At 43.0% G+C, this 17,641-nt stretch carries 17 protein-coding genes and 1 riboswitch; of the genes, 2 read left to right on the forward strand and 15 right to left on the reverse strand.

All coding sequences use genetic code 11. From position 1 onward, the window contains the following. Window positions 1-6: 6 nt before the first annotated feature. Together ACFVP7_RS13045 and ACFVP7_RS13050 are read right to left on the reverse strand one after the other, a co-directional pair. On the reverse strand, window positions 7-1,497 hold the full coding sequence (locus tag ACFVP7_RS13045; protein WP_015251799.1) for an ATP-dependent DNA helicase RecQ: 1,491 nt from the start codon (window positions 1,495-1,497) through the stop codon (window positions 7-9). Further along, window positions 1,490-2,548 (reverse strand): helix-turn-helix domain-containing protein, encoded by a 1,059-nt coding sequence (locus ACFVP7_RS13050; protein ID WP_396583265.1) that lies wholly within the window; start codon window positions 2,546-2,548, stop codon window positions 1,490-1,492. Before ACFVP7_RS13050 ends, ACFVP7_RS13045 begins: the two co-directional genes overlap by 8 nt. A gap of 265 nt (window positions 2,549-2,813) precedes the next feature. Between ACFVP7_RS13050 and ACFVP7_RS13055 the strand changes: the two genes are divergently transcribed. After that, window positions 2,814-3,062 (forward strand): ferredoxin, encoded by a 249-nt coding sequence (locus ACFVP7_RS13055; protein WP_003225461.1) that lies wholly within the window; start codon window positions 2,814-2,816, stop codon window positions 3,060-3,062. Between the two features lie 39 nt (window positions 3,063-3,101). Here ACFVP7_RS13055 and fmnP read toward each other — a convergent pair whose 3' ends face one another. Further along, window positions 3,102-3,674, reverse strand: a complete 573-nt coding sequence (gene fmnP / locus ACFVP7_RS13060) for a riboflavin transporter FmnP (protein ID WP_004399159.1) — start codon at window positions 3,672-3,674, stop codon at window positions 3,102-3,104. Between the two features lie 154 nt (window positions 3,675-3,828). Further along, window positions 3,829-3,963: riboswitch (FMN riboswitch) on the reverse strand. A gap of 208 nt (window positions 3,964-4,171) precedes the next feature. Here fmnP and serA point away from each other — a divergent pair. After that, window positions 4,172-5,749 (forward strand): phosphoglycerate dehydrogenase, encoded by a 1,578-nt coding sequence (serA, locus tag ACFVP7_RS13065; RefSeq protein WP_004398713.1) that lies wholly within the window; start codon window positions 4,172-4,174, stop codon window positions 5,747-5,749. A gap of 42 nt (window positions 5,750-5,791) precedes the next feature. On the opposite strand, the gene aroD is transcribed toward serA, so the two are convergent. From aroD to dacB, 12 genes are all read right to left on the reverse strand, one after another. Further along, a complete protein-coding gene (aroD, locus tag ACFVP7_RS13070) occupies window positions 5,792-6,559 on the reverse strand; it encodes a type I 3-dehydroquinate dehydratase (RefSeq protein WP_396582247.1) in 768 nt (255 codons plus the stop codon). A 111-nt stretch (window positions 6,560-6,670) separates the two neighbouring features. Further along, entirely contained in the window at window positions 6,671-7,774 is a 1,104-nt protein-coding gene (locus ACFVP7_RS13075) for a GerMN domain-containing protein (protein WP_256682857.1), read from the reverse strand. Then, complete coding sequence (sigX, locus tag ACFVP7_RS13080; protein WP_003230521.1) at window positions 7,710-8,294, reverse strand: RNA polymerase sigma factor SigX; 585 nt, start codon at window positions 8,292-8,294, stop codon at window positions 7,710-7,712. The genes ACFVP7_RS13075 and sigX overlap by 65 nt, the downstream gene beginning before the upstream one ends. Before the next feature lie 203 nt (window positions 8,295-8,497). Beyond that, complete coding sequence (gene resE / locus ACFVP7_RS13085) at window positions 8,498-10,267, reverse strand: sensor histidine kinase ResE (RefSeq protein WP_014477214.1); 1,770 nt, start codon at window positions 10,265-10,267, stop codon at window positions 8,498-8,500. Next, window positions 10,264-10,986 (reverse strand): DNA-binding response regulator ResD, encoded by a 723-nt coding sequence (gene resD / locus ACFVP7_RS13090; protein WP_032726061.1) that lies wholly within the window; start codon window positions 10,984-10,986, stop codon window positions 10,264-10,266. The genes resE and resD overlap by 4 nt, the downstream gene beginning before the upstream one ends. Before the next feature lie 80 nt (window positions 10,987-11,066). Then, complete coding sequence (gene resC / locus ACFVP7_RS13095) at window positions 11,067-12,242, reverse strand: cytochrome c biogenesis protein ResC (RefSeq protein WP_004398799.1); 1,176 nt, start codon at window positions 12,240-12,242, stop codon at window positions 11,067-11,069. Between the two features lie 19 nt (window positions 12,243-12,261). Continuing rightward, a complete protein-coding gene (gene resB / locus ACFVP7_RS13100) occupies window positions 12,262-13,890 on the reverse strand; it encodes a cytochrome c biogenesis protein ResB (protein WP_326147640.1) in 1,629 nt (542 codons plus the stop codon). Continuing rightward, complete coding sequence (gene resA / locus ACFVP7_RS13105) at window positions 13,887-14,426, reverse strand: thiol-disulfide oxidoreductase ResA (protein WP_003230513.1); 540 nt, start codon at window positions 14,424-14,426, stop codon at window positions 13,887-13,889. The genes resB and resA overlap by 4 nt, the downstream gene beginning before the upstream one ends. 94 nt (window positions 14,427-14,520) lie before the next feature. After that, entirely contained in the window at window positions 14,521-15,255 is a 735-nt protein-coding gene (gene rluB / locus ACFVP7_RS13110; RefSeq protein ID WP_004398815.1) for a 23S rRNA pseudouridine(2605) synthase RluB, read from the reverse strand. Window positions 15,256-15,346: 91 nt separating this feature from the next. Further along, window positions 15,347-15,883 carry a spore maturation protein SpmB gene (gene spmB / locus ACFVP7_RS13115; RefSeq protein ID WP_003230509.1) on the reverse strand — a complete coding sequence of 179 codons (537 nt, stop codon included), beginning with the start codon at window positions 15,881-15,883 and terminating at the stop codon, window positions 15,347-15,349. Window positions 15,884-15,887: 4 nt separating this feature from the next. Continuing rightward, window positions 15,888-16,478 carry a spore maturation protein SpmA gene (spmA, locus tag ACFVP7_RS13120; protein WP_004398980.1) on the reverse strand — a complete coding sequence of 197 codons (591 nt, stop codon included), beginning with the start codon at window positions 16,476-16,478 and terminating at the stop codon, window positions 15,888-15,890. Next, window positions 16,466-17,614, reverse strand: coding sequence for a D-alanyl-D-alanine carboxypeptidase DacB (gene dacB, locus ACFVP7_RS13125; RefSeq protein WP_128993082.1), 1,149 nt, complete (start codon window positions 17,612-17,614; stop codon window positions 16,466-16,468). The genes spmA and dacB overlap by 13 nt, the downstream gene beginning before the upstream one ends. Window positions 17,615-17,641: the final 27 nt, after the last annotated feature.

A 17,641-nucleotide genomic window follows, 5' to 3' on the forward strand; every position in this document is an offset into this window, starting at 1 on the left:
GCTGTTTCAGTTCAGCTCACCTACAGTCTGCAAGCTGAATATCCGGTGCAATTCCGAACTCCAGCTGTCTAATGGCGCCATTTTACTCCGTTCCCCTTTTTGTTCATACAAGGATAAATCAAAACCGCAATGTGAACAGCACGGGAGGTTTCCGTCATCAGGCTCGTATGATTCATCAAAGTAGGTTAACAGTGCCTGCCTTAAACAGCCGTCACGCTGAAGCAAAAATGATACACGGTGCATTTTTTCCAGCTTCAGCTCCATGCGATATGAAATTTCTTTCTTCATCAGTTCAACTGATGTTTTTCCCTGCATAAAGAGATGAATCATCATACGGGCCTGTGTCTCTCCGACTCCATACTGAAGTAATACGTCACGAAGCCTTCTCTCATCCCGCTCCTCCGTCTTCTCTAGCACACGGATCACGTCGGCGATTTCTTCAGCTGTGACACTCTCCATCTGGATAATCTGTTCCTGCAATTCAAAATCCCCTGGCGCCCGCAGCAAAATGCTGACACTCGGCTTTCCGTCGCGTCCCGCTCTGCCGATTTCCTGCATAAAAGCTTCTGCCGTCTGCGGGAGGTGAAAATGAATCACATATCTGATATCGGGTTTATCGACACCCATTCCAAACGCATTCGTACAACATATCACATCAAGCTGGTTATGAATAAACTGCTGCTGAATTAAAATCCTGTCCCCTGACTCCAAACCGCCATGGTAAAAGTCGGCTCTGCTGCTCGTTTTGCTTTTAATTTCACCCGCTAATTCCTCAGCCCATTTCCGTGTCGGACAATAAACAATTCCCGGACCTTGCAGGTTTTCAACCAGCTGAATGACCCTATCTATTTTTTCGGCAGTATCCGCCGCATTTTCAACCCTCAGTGCGATGTTTGGGCGGTTGACTGAGTTGAGATGGCGTACAGCATGCTGCAGCTCCAGCAGGTTCATGACATCTTGCAGCGTTTCCTTTGTAGCCGTGGCGGTCAATGCCAGAACGGGCGGGTGACCAAGTTTTTTTCTCAGCTGCCCGAGCTTTGAATAATCAGGCCTGAAGTCGTGTCCCCATTCAGAAATACAATGCGCTTCGTCAATAACAAATAGGCTGATCGGGACACTTTTCAATTTTTCCAATACATATGGAGACTGTAAAGCTTCAGGAGACAAGTACAAAAATTTATATCGATGAATATGTTCTAAAACAAATTGTCTTTCCTGCCTGTTAAGCATGCTGTTCAAAGCTGCAGCACGCTTTTCCCCCCGGGCTTTGAGCTGCTGCACCTGATCCTCCATTAAAGAAAGCAGTGGAGAAACGATTAATACCATGCCGTCAAGCATATAACCAGGCAGCTGGTAGCAAAGCGATTTCCCTCCCCCAGTCGGGAGCATTGCAATGGTATCCTTCCCGCTGAGTATGCTTTCAATAATGTCCTGCTGCCCTTTTTTAAAGGAAGTAAAACCAAAAAACTGATATAACGTTTGCTGTAATTTAGTCATATTGCTGCACCTGCTTTGTCAATGCCAGTCTGATTTGAAAGTAGCTGAACCGCTGTTCCAGCCCGTCGCGAATTTGTTTGATTTTATTCGTCCGCATCCGTTTGGCAAACTCTGCGATTTGAAGCTGGTCTTCTGCTGATACATAGTCATTAATCATAAACGCAGGCTCATGGAGAGAAATCTCGACAATGTGGTCTTCGATCGTCGCTGTTTTCAGCTTTCTGATTTCAGCAATTCGATGTATCGGAAACCCTTGTTTGACCATCTGCCATGTTTTCCTCGTCGACTCTGTCAGGGCATTATCTAAATGCACATCAGAAAGGAGATCCTTTAACAAAGCATCTTCACACTCCGGAAGAGAATGAATAAAATAATGTACCGAAGCCCAAAACATGATATAGACATACCATTCGTCTTCTTTCAGCGTATCAGCAAGCTGCCTGCTCGTATAACCGATCCGATGGTGCGAGGTTAAGGAGTAGACAAAAATTTGCGCTGCTTTGTTTTCAATCTTTTTCAAATGCGCCTCAAGCATGGCAAAAAGGCTTTTTGCCATCTCTATATGATCCGTATGCCGGGACAGGTATTTCTTTACCCAGTGAAGTGTCTTATGATCCTTTGTGACAGGGATATACTGCCTGCTCCCTTGCTGTTTATGGGATAGGACCTGCACAAGCAGCGAAAGCCTTTTCCAAAGCACGCCGGCAGCCTGCTGATAATGAGCGCCGTGACAATGAACGGGCCAAGGCCGCTCGCTAAGGGCATGTCTCAAAACTGCTGCGCCGCTGGCTGTCACTTTGTATGTATCTGATTCAGACATTGGCGCGAGATATGAATGCTTTTCAAGCTTGTCAATCGACGCAGAAATATCGCTTCTCGAACATTTTGCCGCCATTCCAAAGTATTTTGCAGTCTGAAATAAGCCGGCATCTTGAATGGTCTGTGACGATCTCTTGCCTTTGAATAGGTGAAAAACAGCGCTTCCCGACCGTTCCCCGTTTATTTTGCAAAGACAATCGAGAACCATAATATCGAAGTAATTTAATGACAACCTATCCACCTACATTCTTCCTGACAAAAATCGTTGATTTGCTCTTTTTATTTTAACAGATTTCAAACAGAAATCGACGTTTAAAGTCATCATTAAGGGGGATGTTATGTAGATAACCCCTTATGTGATAAGCATTCTCAATCATTTTTCTGTTGAAATGTGGCAGCAACATCATTACAATAAGTAAGAGGAATAGGTGTTAAATTGATTAAATATAAAGATTGATCCATTTGTTCCACCAAGAACAATCTGGGAGGTTTTATTCATGGCAAAGTACACAATCGTAGACAAAGATACATGTATTGCATGCGGCGCTTGCGGAGCTGCTGCACCAGACATTTACGATTACGATGATGAAGGCATCGCGTTCGTAACGCTTGATGAAAACAAAGGTGTTGTCGAAGTTCCTGAGGTACTGGAAGAAGATATGATTGACGCATTTGAAGGATGCCCTACTGATTCCATCAAAGTGGCGGATGAGCCATTTGAAGGCGACCCGCTTAAATTTGAATAGAAGTAACTAAAAAAAGCTCCCGAACGGGAGCTTTTTTATTTAATGGATATGTGCACTTCGCTGCTGCTCAATCCATGGCTTAAGCTTGATAAAAATTAGTGAGAATACAACCGTAATTACAATACCTTTTATCATGTTAAACGGCAGGATACCTGCGACGACTGCTGTTTTTAGCGCGCTGTCGGATAATGCCGGTGAATGTAAAAACCACGTGTATGCCGGAAGAATCAGAACATAATTTAAAATACTCATTAAAATGGTCATCGCTGCAGTTCCCAAAAGCAGGCTGACAGCCAAGCCCTTTGCTGAGTTGAGTTTTTTAAATAAGAAAGCAGTCGGTAATATAAAGAGTGTTCCTGCAATAAAATTCGCAACTTGCCCTACAGGAACTCCGGCCATGCTTCCCTGAATGATATACTGAAGAACATTTTTTATCGCTTCTACGGCAATACCCGCCAAAGGTCCGTAAATCAGAATGGCAATAATAGCGGGAACGTCGCTAAAATCGATTTTTAAATAATCCGGAAGACCCGGAAACGGGAAATTTAACAGCATCAAAACAAATGCAATGCTGCTCAGCATGCTGACCACAACTAATTTTTTTACTTTCACTTCATTCTCTCCTTTTCGATCACATCTTACTCGAAAACGGAAAGGTTCTTTTCCAGCCAATAAAAAAACCGCTTCATATATAAAAGCGGGGTTTCGAAAATTAGGCTAGGCAAAGAAACGTTTGAAAAATTTCAATTTCAAAACGCTTATGAACCTCCATCTTCTCCCATCCAGACTGTACTGTCGGCTCCGGAATCTCACCGAATCCTGCTGTAAAGACAGCTCGCGGGCTTAGAGCCATTGGCTCATCACCGCCGGTAGGGAATTTCACCCTGCCCCGAAGATTGATCATATAAAATTTAATTACATTATAAACGATAACTGGTTGGCTGTATAGAGAATTGCTTCAAATTAAATATATTACCTGCAAGCTGTCAGATCATTGATTTATTAGGCTTTACTTTTATCCTTTACTGCGTCAATACACGTTGACACTCTTTTGAGAATATGTTAAATTATCAGATATTTAGTTTGTCAATTTAGGAGGAAATCTAACGATGTTTCGAGTATTGGTCTCAGACAAAATGAGCAACGACGGTTTACAGCCACTTATTGAATCAGACTTTATTGAAATCGTTCAAAAAAACGTAGCAGATGCAGAAGATGAATTACATACTTTTGATGCTCTTTTGGTGCGAAGCGCGACAAAAGTAACAGAAGACCTTTTCAACAAAATGACTTCTTTAAAAATTGTCGGAAGAGCCGGTGTCGGTGTCGATAATATCGATATTGATGAGGCTACGAAACACGGGGTAATCGTGATCAATGCTCCGAACGGCAACACCATTTCGACAGCTGAGCATACATTTGCAATGATCTCTTCTTTAATGAGACACATTCCGCAGGCTAATATCTCAGTGAAATCCAGAGAGTGGAACCGCACAGCTTATGTCGGTTCAGAGCTTTATGGAAAAACGCTTGGTATTGTAGGATTAGGCCGAATCGGAAGTGAAATTGCACAGCGTGCGAGAGCGTTCGGTATGACAGTGCACGTTTTTGATCCTTTCTTAACGGAAGAAAGAGCGAAAAAAATCGGCGTAAACAGCCGTACATTTGAAGAAGTACTTGAAAGTGCGGATATCATTACCGTTCACACGCCTTTAACAAAAGAAACAAAAGGCTTATTGAATAAAGAAACGATTGCAAAAACGAAAAAAGGCGTTCGCTTAATTAACTGTGCGCGAGGCGGAATTATCGATGAAGCAGCACTTCTCGAAGCTTTGGAAAACGGGCATGTTGCGGGAGCAGCGCTTGACGTTTTCGAAGTTGAACCGCCAGTTGACAACAAACTTGTTGATCATCCATTAGTCATTGCCACTCCTCACTTGGGAGCATCAACGAAAGAAGCACAGCTCAATGTCGCCGCCCAAGTGTCAGAAGAAGTTCTGCAGTTCGCAAAAGGCCTGCCTGTCATGTCAGCTATCAACCTGCCTGCCATGACAAAAGATGAATTTGCTAAAATTAAGCCCTACCATCAAATTGCAGGAAAAATTGGCAGCCTTGTATCACAGTGCATGAAAGAACCAGTACAGGATGTTGCCATTCAATATGAAGGGACAATTGCTAAACTTGAAACATCGTTCATTACAAAAGCCCTTCTGTCAGGCTTTTTAAAACCGCGCGTTGACTCTACTGTTAATGAGGTCAATGCCGGGGGTGTCGCAAAAGAACGCGGCATCAGCTTCAGTGAAAAAATTTCCTCTTCTGAATCTGGATACGATAACTGCATCAGCGTAAAAGTGACAGGAGACCGCAGCACCTTTACTGTAACGGCTACGTATATTCCTCATTTCGGAGAACGAATTGTCGAGATCAATGGATTTAATATTGATTTTTATCCGACAGGTCACTTGGTGTATATCCAGCATCAAGATACAACAGGTGTCATCGGCAGAGTAGGACGTATTCTCGGAGATAATGATATTAACATTGCAACTATGCAGGTTGGCCGTAAGGAAAAAGGCGGAGAAGCCATCATGATGCTTTCCTTTGACAGACATCTGGAAGATAAAATTGTGAAAGAACTAACAAATGTCCCTGATATTGTGTCTGTGAAACTCATTGATCTGCCATAATCAAAAAAACTCAAGCTATATAGCTTGAGTTTTTTTATTGTTCTATCCCCGTGTGTTTTTATGCAAAATATCTAAGACACTCCTTAGCTCAGAAACAGGAATTTGGCCTGGTGCGGACGCCTCTTCTCCAGCTCCAAAAGTACAAGCCGATCCAAAAACCTCACCGCTCAGCCTGCTGATAAGCCCTGTTGCAGCCATTGACATTGTAATAATGGGACGGTCTGCATATTTTGTTTTCATTGTATACGTCGCATCAAGCAGCGTTAGGAGATCTCCAGTATCATTCGGCATGACAGCCATTTTTGGAATATGCGCGCCTAAGTCCTGCATTTTTCGAAGTCTGGAAATAATTTCATCTTTTACAGGTGTTTTTTCAAAGTCGTGATTTGACATCACCACATAGACGTTGTTTTTTTCCGCCAGCGATACTAACGCCTTTACATTTGCATCTCCTGAAAATAATTCGATATCTATCAGATCGATGTCTTTTGTTTGGATTGCCGATTCCAGCAAAGCAAGATAGGAGCTTTCGTCCATCTCCATGCTCCCGCCCTCTTTGTGGGTTCTGAATGTAAATAGAAATAGCTTGTCTTCTAAAGAATTACGAAGCTTAGAAATGAGCTTTGTGACCGCTTCTCTGTCATTAGCTTTTTCAAATACGTCGACTCTCCATTCAACAATGTCCGGATTCAGTAATTTTACTGCCTCTGCTTCATTCAGAATTTGTTTTTCCGTCTTTCCCATCAGCGGAACGATGATTTTCGGCGTTCCTTCCCCGATGGAAACTCCTTTAATTGTTAACACGTTCACTCATCTCAAATCCTTTCAATCGTTACCTTGTTTTATTATACACGTACAACTTTTTTTTGAAAATTTCTATTATATGAATAGCAACTAAAAAAGAGCCTCAAAGGGCCCATTTTAGTTTAAGAAAATCGGATTTGGAGCAGCCGGTACCGGAATTGCATCTGATACGTCATATTTGCCGATTTTGTTTGTTCTGGTTTCGGTAAAGGTCACTTCTGTGAAGCCAAACTCTTTTGCGGTTAAAAGAAGTCCCTCAATCATTAAAATACTGGCAATAGAATCCTCAACTTCTGAGTCCTTTGAGAAACGGATATATAAGTGCTTCTGTTTCTTCGTTACAGATTGGACAGTACCAGCTTGAATAAGCGGTGTTGTATCTTTTTGACTGCTCGATTCCATTTCATTAATCGCTTCTTTTACCGTATCAAATGTTTTTTCTGACGGAATGAGAAAGTTCCCTTGTTTATTTTTGTACAAGTAGTAAGCTCTTTTTGACTGTTTTGGAATCGAAATTTCCGTAAAAGTGCCATATGAGCCAATCCGAACCCCAGTCTCATTTTGATCCGATAAAAATTTGACTTTTTCATAAGGACTCCATTTTAAGGATTCTTTAAGCAATTTTTTTAACAGTGTATCATCTTTTACAGAAAATGCCGTAGCTGGCTGATGGACTCGTATACTTAATTCCTTCTGCTTTGGTTTTTCCTTTATTTCTACTTCATCTATGAAGGATGGAATTGTAATGGCATGATCCAAGATATCCAATTCACTACTTACAGTCAGCATGTCCTGGATCGTTTGGTATGCATTTGTTTTTTGAATGCTGACGGGTATAATTGCAGATGTATCGGCATCAGCAACTGCTACAGTGATGTAATTGTCTTGTTCCTTTTCAGGTACAACAAACGATGTATGATCCAAGGACGATGCAGCTTTTGGGCTGTCTTCTGTCTCAGTTTTCGTTACTGCGTTCTCTTGGGACGCTTCTTTTTGTTGAGGCTGTGCCTGATCAAAGAAATGAGGAGTAATAATGAAGGCGATATAAACCGCAATTGCAGCGGCACACGCGGGGCCAATCCACCTGACAGCGGGCTTATTTTTACGCTTTGCCATCGTCAGCCGCTTGTAAATATCCTGAGGCGAACGATGGTCTTTAACTGCCGGAAGTTGACTTAACAACTCCTTTATCTGTTCTTCGTTCCATTCTGACTTCATCATCCATTAGCTCCTCCCTCAAAAGCTCCATATGTTTCCGAAGTACTTTGAGCCCTCTGTGTTGGGTCGTTTTTACTTTGCTTTCCGAGAAGCGCAGAGCCTTGGCTGTTTCCTGTATTGAATATCCCTGAATAAACCGCAAGATAATCACAGCTCTTTGATCGATTGTACATTGATCAAGCGCAGCATAAATTTCCCGGACATTTTCATGTTGAACCGCAAGTTCGTCCGGCAGCAATTGCTGATCCCTGACATCCTGTGTATCCCAGTCAAATGTACCGAGTATACGCTGTCTGATTGTTTGCTGTTTACGGAACCAGTCTATCGCAACATGGCGTGCGATAGACAAAAGCCATGTTTTTTCACTGCTTCTTCCTTCAAACGTATGATAAGAATTTAATACCCGGATATAAACCTCTTGAAGAAGGTCTTCTGTCTGGTTTTTATCCTTTACCATATAAAATAAAAATTGGTACAAATCTTGATGATATGTATCATATAATAATTGAAAGGTTTCTTCCATTTGAAACCCCTCCGTTCACTTTTTTGTCGTATGAATAGCTTGAAAAGTTACATTACAACTATATTACGAGTAACTGGAATTTGGAAGGGAATTTATATTAACATATCCTTAAATTTTATTAATGTTGGCTATTAAAAAAACACCCGCTAAGTCAGCGGGTGTTTCTTATGGAACAAGATTCTTCGGCAAATTCAGACTCGATTTTACCGTTTTGTCGGAATATAAAAAGTAAATGTTGTTCCTTTATCTATTCGGCTGTGCACAGTAATTGATCCGTTGTGGGCTTCCACGATATTTTTAACGATAGCCAGCCCTAACCCGGTTCCTGCTCTGCCCCTTGTCCGCGCTTTATCTGCCTTATAAAACCGCTCAAAGATAAATGGCAGATCTTCTTCCGGTATGCCGGACCCGGAGTCTTTGATATCAATTTTCAATCCATCCTTCACAGAATGGACTGAAATGGAGACACTGCCGCCGGATGAAGTATGCCGCAACGCGTTATCGATCAAATTGGTAAATACCTGCTCCATCTTGTCTTCATCAAACATAAATTCCTCTTCTGTGAGGGAAATGTCATGATGTAAAGCAATATTTTTTTCTTTCGCAACACCGGAAAACTTCCGAATGATCTTTTCTAAAAACTCATTCACATTGATTTTTTCATAATGTAAGCCTGTATGGCCTGATTCCATTCGGGCTAAATCAAGCAAATCATTAACTAAACGGCCCATTCGGAGCGATTCGTCATAAATGATTTGGGCAATTTCTTTCCGGTCTTCTTCAGAGCTTGCAATGTCATCGACAATTGCTTCACTGTATCCCTGAAGCATGGAGATCGGTGTTCTCAGCTCATGACTGACATTTGCGATAAAATCTTCCCTCAGCTTATCAAGGCGGCGTTCTTCTGTCATGTCACGCAGTACGGCAACCGCTCCTCTGACGTGCGATTCCGCATAAAGCGGCGACATCAAAAGCACCCATGATCTGCCTTGCAGCGTCATCTCAATCATTTGTTCTTTTTCAGTGCTGACAGCGTTTTGAAACAGCTCTTTTGCTTCAGGCGGAAGGTTGTCGCCTTCTTTGATATTCATGTTCTGTTCATAATACCAAGCCTGAAGAAAACGTTCAGCCGGCGGGTTGGTCACAAGAATCGTACCGTCAATATTAATGGTAATAACCCCGTCAGCCATACTGCTCAAAATGTTAGAAAGCTGCTCTTTTTCTTGATTGAGCGCATTGATATGAAAGTTAAGCTGCCGGCCCATTTGATTAAAAGCGGTCGCCAGTTCACCGATTTCATCCTGAGTTAAAATCGGGATTTTTGTATCGAACTTGCCCTTCGCCAAATCCTGCGCGCCTTCTCTCATTTTTCGGAGAGGGTACGTGACCCTGCTTGATAAAAAGAATGCGAAAAATGTGGTCAGCACAATCGCAATTCCAGCGGCAAGAAAAATATAGCGGGTCGTATGTTTTGTTGTATCTTTAACGGCAAGCAAAGACTGGGATAAAAAGACCATGCCTTTCTTTCCGTCTTTTTCATACGGGACACCTACAATCAGGCGTTCATTATCCGTGTCTGTATCGCTCAGCCCCGTCCGTTTGCTTACTTTTTTATGGTCTTGGAGAGCTTTATTTAAGTCTTTGTCATGCTGTATTTGCTCAACCGTAATAGACGACAGGCGATTTTTATCATTCGGAGAATACCAGTGGTTCTTCTCATCCTGGATGATGGCAATGCTTGTTAAGTTATCAGCGAGCTCCCAAGTGATTGACCTTGCCAGTGCCTGGTCCTCGTGATTTTCTAGGATGACAGCAACTTTATTCGCAAGCTGTGTTAAATCATTCTCAGCTTCTTCCACATGGTAGTTTTCAATAAACTCCAGCAAAAGAACCGTTAATATGAACAATACGATCAAGACGAGTGAAAGGATCGTAAACCACAGCTTGCCTACTACGCTTTTCCAAAATTTCATTCAGCGCCGACCTCAAATTTATAACCTACACCCCATACGGTGACAATTTTTTTCGCAGCTTCCGGAGATACCTTGTTCAGCTTCTCTCTCAAGCGTTTGACGTGAGTGTCCACTGTCCGTAAATCACCAAAAAACTCATATTGCCACACTTCTTTCAGAAGCTTTTCCCGATCATACACCTTGTCAGGCGTTTTCGCTAAGAAATATAGAAGCTCATACTCTTTTGGCGTCAGGCTCACTTCTGTTCCATCAGCTGTTACGCGGTGAGCATCATGGTCTATTGACAGATGTGAAAACACGAGCACATTTTTCGTCGGTGTATTGGCATTGAAATAAGAGGTTTGGGATGCTCTTCTCAAAAGGGCCTTTACACGCAGCACGACTTCTCTCGGGCTGAACGGCTTAACAATATAATCATCTGTTCCCGCTTCAAACCCCTGCACCCGGTTTGCTTCTTCTCCTTTTGCGGTCAGCATAATAATGGGTGTCGCTTTTTTTTCACGAATTTGCCGGCACACTTCAATTCCATCAGTCCCCGGCATCATCAGATCAAGCAAAATTAAGTCATAATTGGCTTCAAGCCCTTTAGTAATGGCTTCATCACCATTTTCAGCTTCATCTATAGCATAATTTTCACGTTCAAGATACATTCTTAAAAGGCGGCGAATTCTGGCTTCGTCATCAACTACTAATATTTTTGTTTCGTTCGTTTGGTCCATGTTTTCCCCCTGCTTTCCTTCTGTTACTTTCATTTTATCAAATCGTGAGAAAGTTTGAGAACTGTGTCGCTTTCAAAGGACTATGCATAAGAATGAAGTCCGGCAAGCACAAGATTTACGAATATTAAATTAAACATAATAATAGCAAAACCGATTACGGCCAGCCATGCTGACTTCTCACCGTGCCAGCCTCTTGACAGTCTTAAGTGCAAGTAAGCGGCATAGAACAAAAACGTGATCAGCGCCCATACTTCCTTAGGGTCCCAGCCCCAAAATCTGGTCCAGGCGAGCTGAGCCCAAATCATTGCAAAGATCAGCGCGCCGAGTGTAAAGATCGGAAATCCGATTGATACGGCCCTGTACCCAACCTCATCCACCAGATCAAGATTGACGTTTTTCACCAGCGGATGTAATAGAGCGCTGATTCTTTTTCTGATGATCAGACGGAGAGCCCCATACAACACAAGACCTGCTCCAAATGACCAAATGACAGTGTTCACTTTTCTGCCTGAGAAAAGCGCGGGAAGATCAACAAGCGGTTCCATTCTTCCTTCGGTCAAAAGCTCTCCCTGATGCGGACCGACAAGCGCGGGCATTTCGTACACCATCACGCTTTTTTCTTTACTTTTGTCCACCCAGTTAAACTCCGCTTCATAGCCTGCAAGACGAAATGCTGATGTGATTGCAATAAAGGCGACGGTTGTGACCAGGATAAACATAATCGCTTCAAGCCAGAAGGTCTTTTTGCTTGGCTTTGTCTGGTCTACATGCTTCAAAAGAAAGATGACACCAGCGACAAAGCTGATGGCAAGTATAGCTTGCCCAAGCGCGGCCGTTGTTACGTGAATATACAGCCAGTTACTTTGGAGCGAAGGAATTAAAGGCGAGATATCTGTCGGAAACATGCTGGCGTAGGCAATCAGCAATAAAGCAATTGACAGCGTAAACAGGCCTAATGAAGGCAATCTATAGAGAAAATAAAGAATGATAAACGCCAAAACAAGCATCATGCCAAAAGCGGTGGTGAATTCAAACATATTGCTGACAGGCGCATGGCCGCTGGCAGCCCACCTTGTGATGAAATATCCTAGGTGGCAGAAAAAACCGACAATAGAAAGGGTGATTCCAATGTTGGCCCATCGGTTTGGCCTGCCCTTTTTATCTTTATTCCCGCGTATGGCCCCGCCGAAAATTGGGACAGCGATTAAATACACAAGAAAGGCCGCATAAAGAAAATTTCCGCTCAGCTCTGCCATGACATCACTCCCTTTTCGCCTATTTCTGTGTTTTGATTAATTCTTTTTGGTCCGCCGGTTCAGTCAGTCCGGAATCAGCCAATATAAATGCTAAATCCCTCTTCAGGCCAAACCAGTTTTTATTGGTATGCCCCGCTACCATAACTGCACCGTCCTGTGAGTGCAGCCAAATTCTTCGGTGCTGCCAGTACATACCTTGAATAACACCGATCATAAAAATGGCTCCGCCGACAGCAAGCACCCAGAGTGTCAGATCCTTTCTGACTGTAAGTCCAGTAATGTTTTTCGTTTCGACATGGTCAAATTTCAGCTTGTATTTATTATTGCCTGATCCTTCGATGGTTTCTTGGATGGCGACAAAGCTCTTTTCGCCTTTCGGTTTGTCCGGCGTTATAATATTAAAGACAAAAGCCGGATTGTTAGGGATCTTTGTTTTTGTGCTCGGCTCTCCGTCCTGATTAAAATAGAAGTCTGGCAGGTAGCTGGCGATTTCCACTTTGTAACCGTTGCCAAGATCATAGACCGAATCTGGATCCAGAAGGTTGATCTTCAGGCTCCCAAAGGATTTTTTTGTTTTTTTATCAATCAGCTGGAACACCATTTGGTCAAGCTGATTCTCTTTATAATCCACCTGGTAAACGGAAAAAGAATCAAAACGCAGCGGCTGATTGACACGGATGTCTTCTTCTGTTACTTTTTTCAGCTTCGGCTTCTCGCCATAAACAATTTTTCCTTCTCTCTTGTAGAGTACGGCATCGGTTTGAAAGTTCTTTGCCACTCTACCGTCCCCGACTCTGTCAATGGCATCTGCAAATACCTTTTTTTCTGTTTTGCTGTTATAGGTCTCTACGCTGAATTGATTGTTTTTCAAATAATATTTTCCGTCTGTACCCGGAATTGCTGCGGTTTCGCCTTCTCTGACCCAAAGCGTCTCATCGACGTACATGCCAGGCACAAATCTCAGCATCGCACCAATCAAAAAGATGATCAATCCAATATGGTTGACATACGGGCCCCAGCGGGAAAAGCGTCCTTTTTCAGCAAGAATGCTGCCCTCTTTTTCTCTGATTCTATAATGTTTTTTCTTTAATAGAGCAACTATCTTTTCTTTCGATTCCCCGTTCAGTACAGTAACCGTTTCACTGAACAAGCGCTGCCTTTTTAAAAAAGCCGGGCTCCTTCTGACGCCTTGGTTTTTTAACGCTCTGTACAACGGAATGACCCGATCAAGGCTGCAAATCACGAGTGAAATGCCGATCGAGGCAATGAGCAGCAAATACCACCAAGAACCATATAAGTGATGAAACCCGAGCAAATAATAAAGCTGGCCGAACGTGCCGTACTGCTCCTTGTAATAAGTATCAGCCTGTGCGCCCGGAGGCAGATAGGCTTCCTGGGGAAAAATGGTGCCGAACGCTGATGCGGCAAGGGTTATGACGATAAGCCATATTCCCACCTTAACCGAGGAAAAGAAATTCCAAATTTTATCGATGATCGTTTTGTTATAGGTTTGCGAACGTCTTGCGCTTCCGTCATATCTCATATCAGCGAGCGGAGGTTGAGTTTCCTGAAGAGCTCTTCCGCACGATTCGCATAAAACGGTTCCGACCGGGTTTATATGTCCGCATTCACATTTGACTTGCTTCATCCCGAAGTCTCTCCGGGTTTTATGAGATTCATATAATCGTGTATCATGCTTTCTGTCATAGTGCCGGTCACCACCTTGACAACTTTTCCTTCCGGATTGATCAAAAAGGTTGTCGGAAGCGGAGATACGTCATAGGCATCAAGCACTTGGCGATCTGTATCCAGAACAACCGGGAAATTGACTCCGTAGGATTTCATAAAATTATGTACTGCTATCTTTGACTCCCCAACATTTACAGCGACAATTTCAACACCTTGGCTTTTAAAATGCTTATATTGGTTTGCCATATAAGGAAACTCTTTTTTGCACGGTTCACACCATGTACCCCAGAAATTCAAAAAAACACCTTTCCCTTTTAAGTCACTGAGCTCGATACGTTTCCCATTCGTATCCTCAAGGACAAAATTCGGTGCGTCGGACCCTTCGGATATACTCTCTTTGCCGGCAAATACAGCATTGTAAATGGTATAGCCGAGTGCGCAGATTAAAACGAGAAGGATGCCGGTCCGAATGAATAAACGCCTTTTTTTCTTCATTGTCCACTGCCCCCTTCCCCCTATTGCAGATCCATTCAATTATATCATTGCACGTTCATTTCACATTTCTTACTTTTTGAAGGTTATGTGAAATTTAGAAAGCGTTTTTACCGTGATCCGCCAGTGCTCTGAGCCTTTTTACTTCGTGAGGCGTAAGCTCTCTGGCATCGCCCGTGTGCAGGCCTCGCAGGTTTAAAAACGCGTATTCCTCACGCTTCAGCTTGATTACCTCATGTCCGATCGCTTCAAACATGCGGCGCACCTGTCTGTTGCGTCCCTCATGGATCGTCAGCTGAATAATGCTTGTCTGCTTTTTCTTATCCAAGGACAGCAGCTTCGCTTTAGCAGGCGCTGTTTTGCCTTCTTCCAGCCTAATTCCGCGCTCCAGCTTTCTGAGCAGCTCTTTAGGCGGGATTCCTTTCACCTTCGCCACGTATGTTTTGTCTATTTCATACTTAGGGTGCATCAGCTTATTGGCGAATTCGCCGTCATTGGTTAAAAGCAAAAGACCGCTCGTATCATAGTCCAGACGCCCAATCGGATAAATGCGCTGCGGAATATTTTTAAAAAAGTCCGTCACCACTTTGCGTCCTTTATCATCTTGCGCTGCGGAAATAACGCCTCTTGGTTTATATAAGAGAAAGTAAACCGGCTCTTCGCGTTCAACCTTTAACCCGTTTACCTCAATCTGATCAGAACCGGTGACCTTAACACCTAGCTCTGTTACTACTTTGCCATTCACCTTTACTTTTCCTTCTTTAATCAGCTCTTCTGCCTTTCTGCGCGACGCAACTCCGGCATGAGCAATCACTTTTTGCAGTCTTTCCATGTCTTTCACCTCAAGTATTATCTTACTTTTTTCAACCTTAACAAACAAGCTTTTTCAAATTCCTATGCCAAATCTAAAAAAAACGCCGTTTTCAGGCGCTCCCAAATAATAACGTAACGATGATGATAGATGCAACTACGCCGATTAAATCTGCAAGAAGTCCCACCTTTAATGCATCACCCATTTTTTTAATGCCGACTGCTCCGAAATACACAGTCAGTACGTAAAGCGTTGTATCTGTAGATCCCTGCATGACGGAAGCCAGCCTGCCGATAAAGGAATCGGGCCCGTATACTGCAATTAAATCGGTCGTCATTCCGAGAGCGGCCGTACCGGAGATCGGGCGGATCAGAGCAAGCGGCACTACTTCAGCAGGGATGCCGATAGCGGAGAAAGCCGGTTTTAAAAGATCCATTATAAAATCAAGCGCGCCTGATGATCTAAAAACAGTTATAGCGACAAGCATTCCGACTAAATAGGGGATAATGGAAAAGGCGATTTCTATCCCCTCTTTTCCGCCTTCGACAAACGATTCATATGTCGGAACCTTTTTGATCGTTCCATAAAGAAGAATTCCGGCAATAATGATTGGAATCATGGCTAAAGACAGCCAGTTGATGATTTCCATCCGCTCACCTTCCCTTCTTTTTGCGGCGGTAATAAAAATACCGATCAATGATAATGGCACCGATTCCGGAAATAAGCGTTGCCAAAATGCTTGGCCCGACGATATCTGTCGGCGTTTTGGAGGAATAAGCCATTCGGACAGCGATCACCGTTGTCGGGATGAGTGTGATGCAGGACGTATTAACAGCTAAAAAAGTAATCATTGACCGGCTTGCTTCCGATCGGTTTCCATTCAGCTTTTTCATTTGTTCCATTGCTTTAATGCCAAGCGGAGTTGCTGCATTTCCGAGGCCGAAGAAATTCGCCATAAGATTAGATAAAATATAGCCCATCGCCGGGTGATCCGGCGGTATATCAGGGAACAGTTTAGATATAAAAGGCCTGCACATCCGGCTGAAAATATCCAAAAGACCTGACTGCTCGGCGATTTTCATTAAGCCAAGCCAGAAAACAAGCACGCTCATCAATCCAAATGAAATCGTAATCGCTTCTTTCGCACCCTTAAACACGGCTTCATTTACATCTTGCAGAGTTCCGTTGCACATCGCAAAAACGAGTCCGATCACGGTTAAACTGACCCAAATTATATTGACCATTTTGCTCCGCCTGCCGCATTCAGAAAGATTGATTTAAACGTTTCAAAAAATTGTTTCTTCGGTTTTTGATGCCGCTCATTTTCATAATAGATCGGCACTTTTGCGATGGTTGCATTGTTGAACATGATCTCCATGTGCCCTACGATGTCAGGGATTTTCGAGGCATCTTTTTCCCATGCTTTTTTCGGCTTGAGCAGTGTGGTATTAATTTTCACATCTTCTTTTTCCTCTTCAGTCAGCAAATAGGTGATATCACGTTTGATAAAAGCCTTCGATTCATAAAATGTGCCTTTCAGCTTTGGAATATCCCCTTTTTTTGCAATTAAATAGGTTTGATAATGCTCAAACACATAGTTAAACATCTTCATATGGTCATCCCAATCATTAGGGTCATTAATGGTGACGGCTATCAGGTCAATGCCGTCCTTTGAAGCCGTAGAGACCAGTGTCCGTTTTGCAAGTTTTGTATAGCCTGTTTTTCCTCCTGTGCTGTACGGATATAGCATGGTCAGCAGTTTATTTTTGTTTTTCCATACGCTTTCCATCGTTTCCGCTTTGTATATTTTTGTGCCTGAAATCTTTTGATAGTCTTTCAGCTTCATAGCATACTTAGTTAAAATGGCCATGTCATAGGCTGTTGAATAATGATTTTCATGGTCGTCCAATCCGTGCGGGTTTTGAAAACGGGTGTTTTTCATACCAAGCTGCTCGGCTTTTTGATTCATCATATAAACAAACCCATCGAGGCTCCCACCGACATGCTCAGCAATCGCGACAGCGGCGTCGTTTCCTGATCTTAGCATCAGGCCATACACAAGATCTTTTAGCTTCACTTTTTGACCTTCTGTTAAATAAATGGCGGAGCCTTCTGTTCTGACAGCATTTGCCGAAACCGTCACCGTTTGATCCATTTTGCCGGATTCGATGGCGAGGACGGCGGTCATAATTTTTGTGATGCTCGCGATCCGCCTTTTTTGATGCTCATCCTTGGCATATAACACTCTGCCTGACGCACCGTCAATAATGATCGCGCTTTTTGCACTGACATCTATAGCAGCATGTGCTGTATTCACATTTACGGTTGCAATAAGAAAAGAAATCATGATCACGAATACTGCTTTTTTGAAAATGCGCATGTTTGCTCACGTCCTTGTGGTGGTTTG

This window comes from Bacillus sp. SG20033 (genome assembly GCF_044570195.1).
Classification (GTDB): Bacteria; Bacillota; Bacilli; order Bacillales; family Bacillaceae; genus Bacillus; species Bacillus subtilis.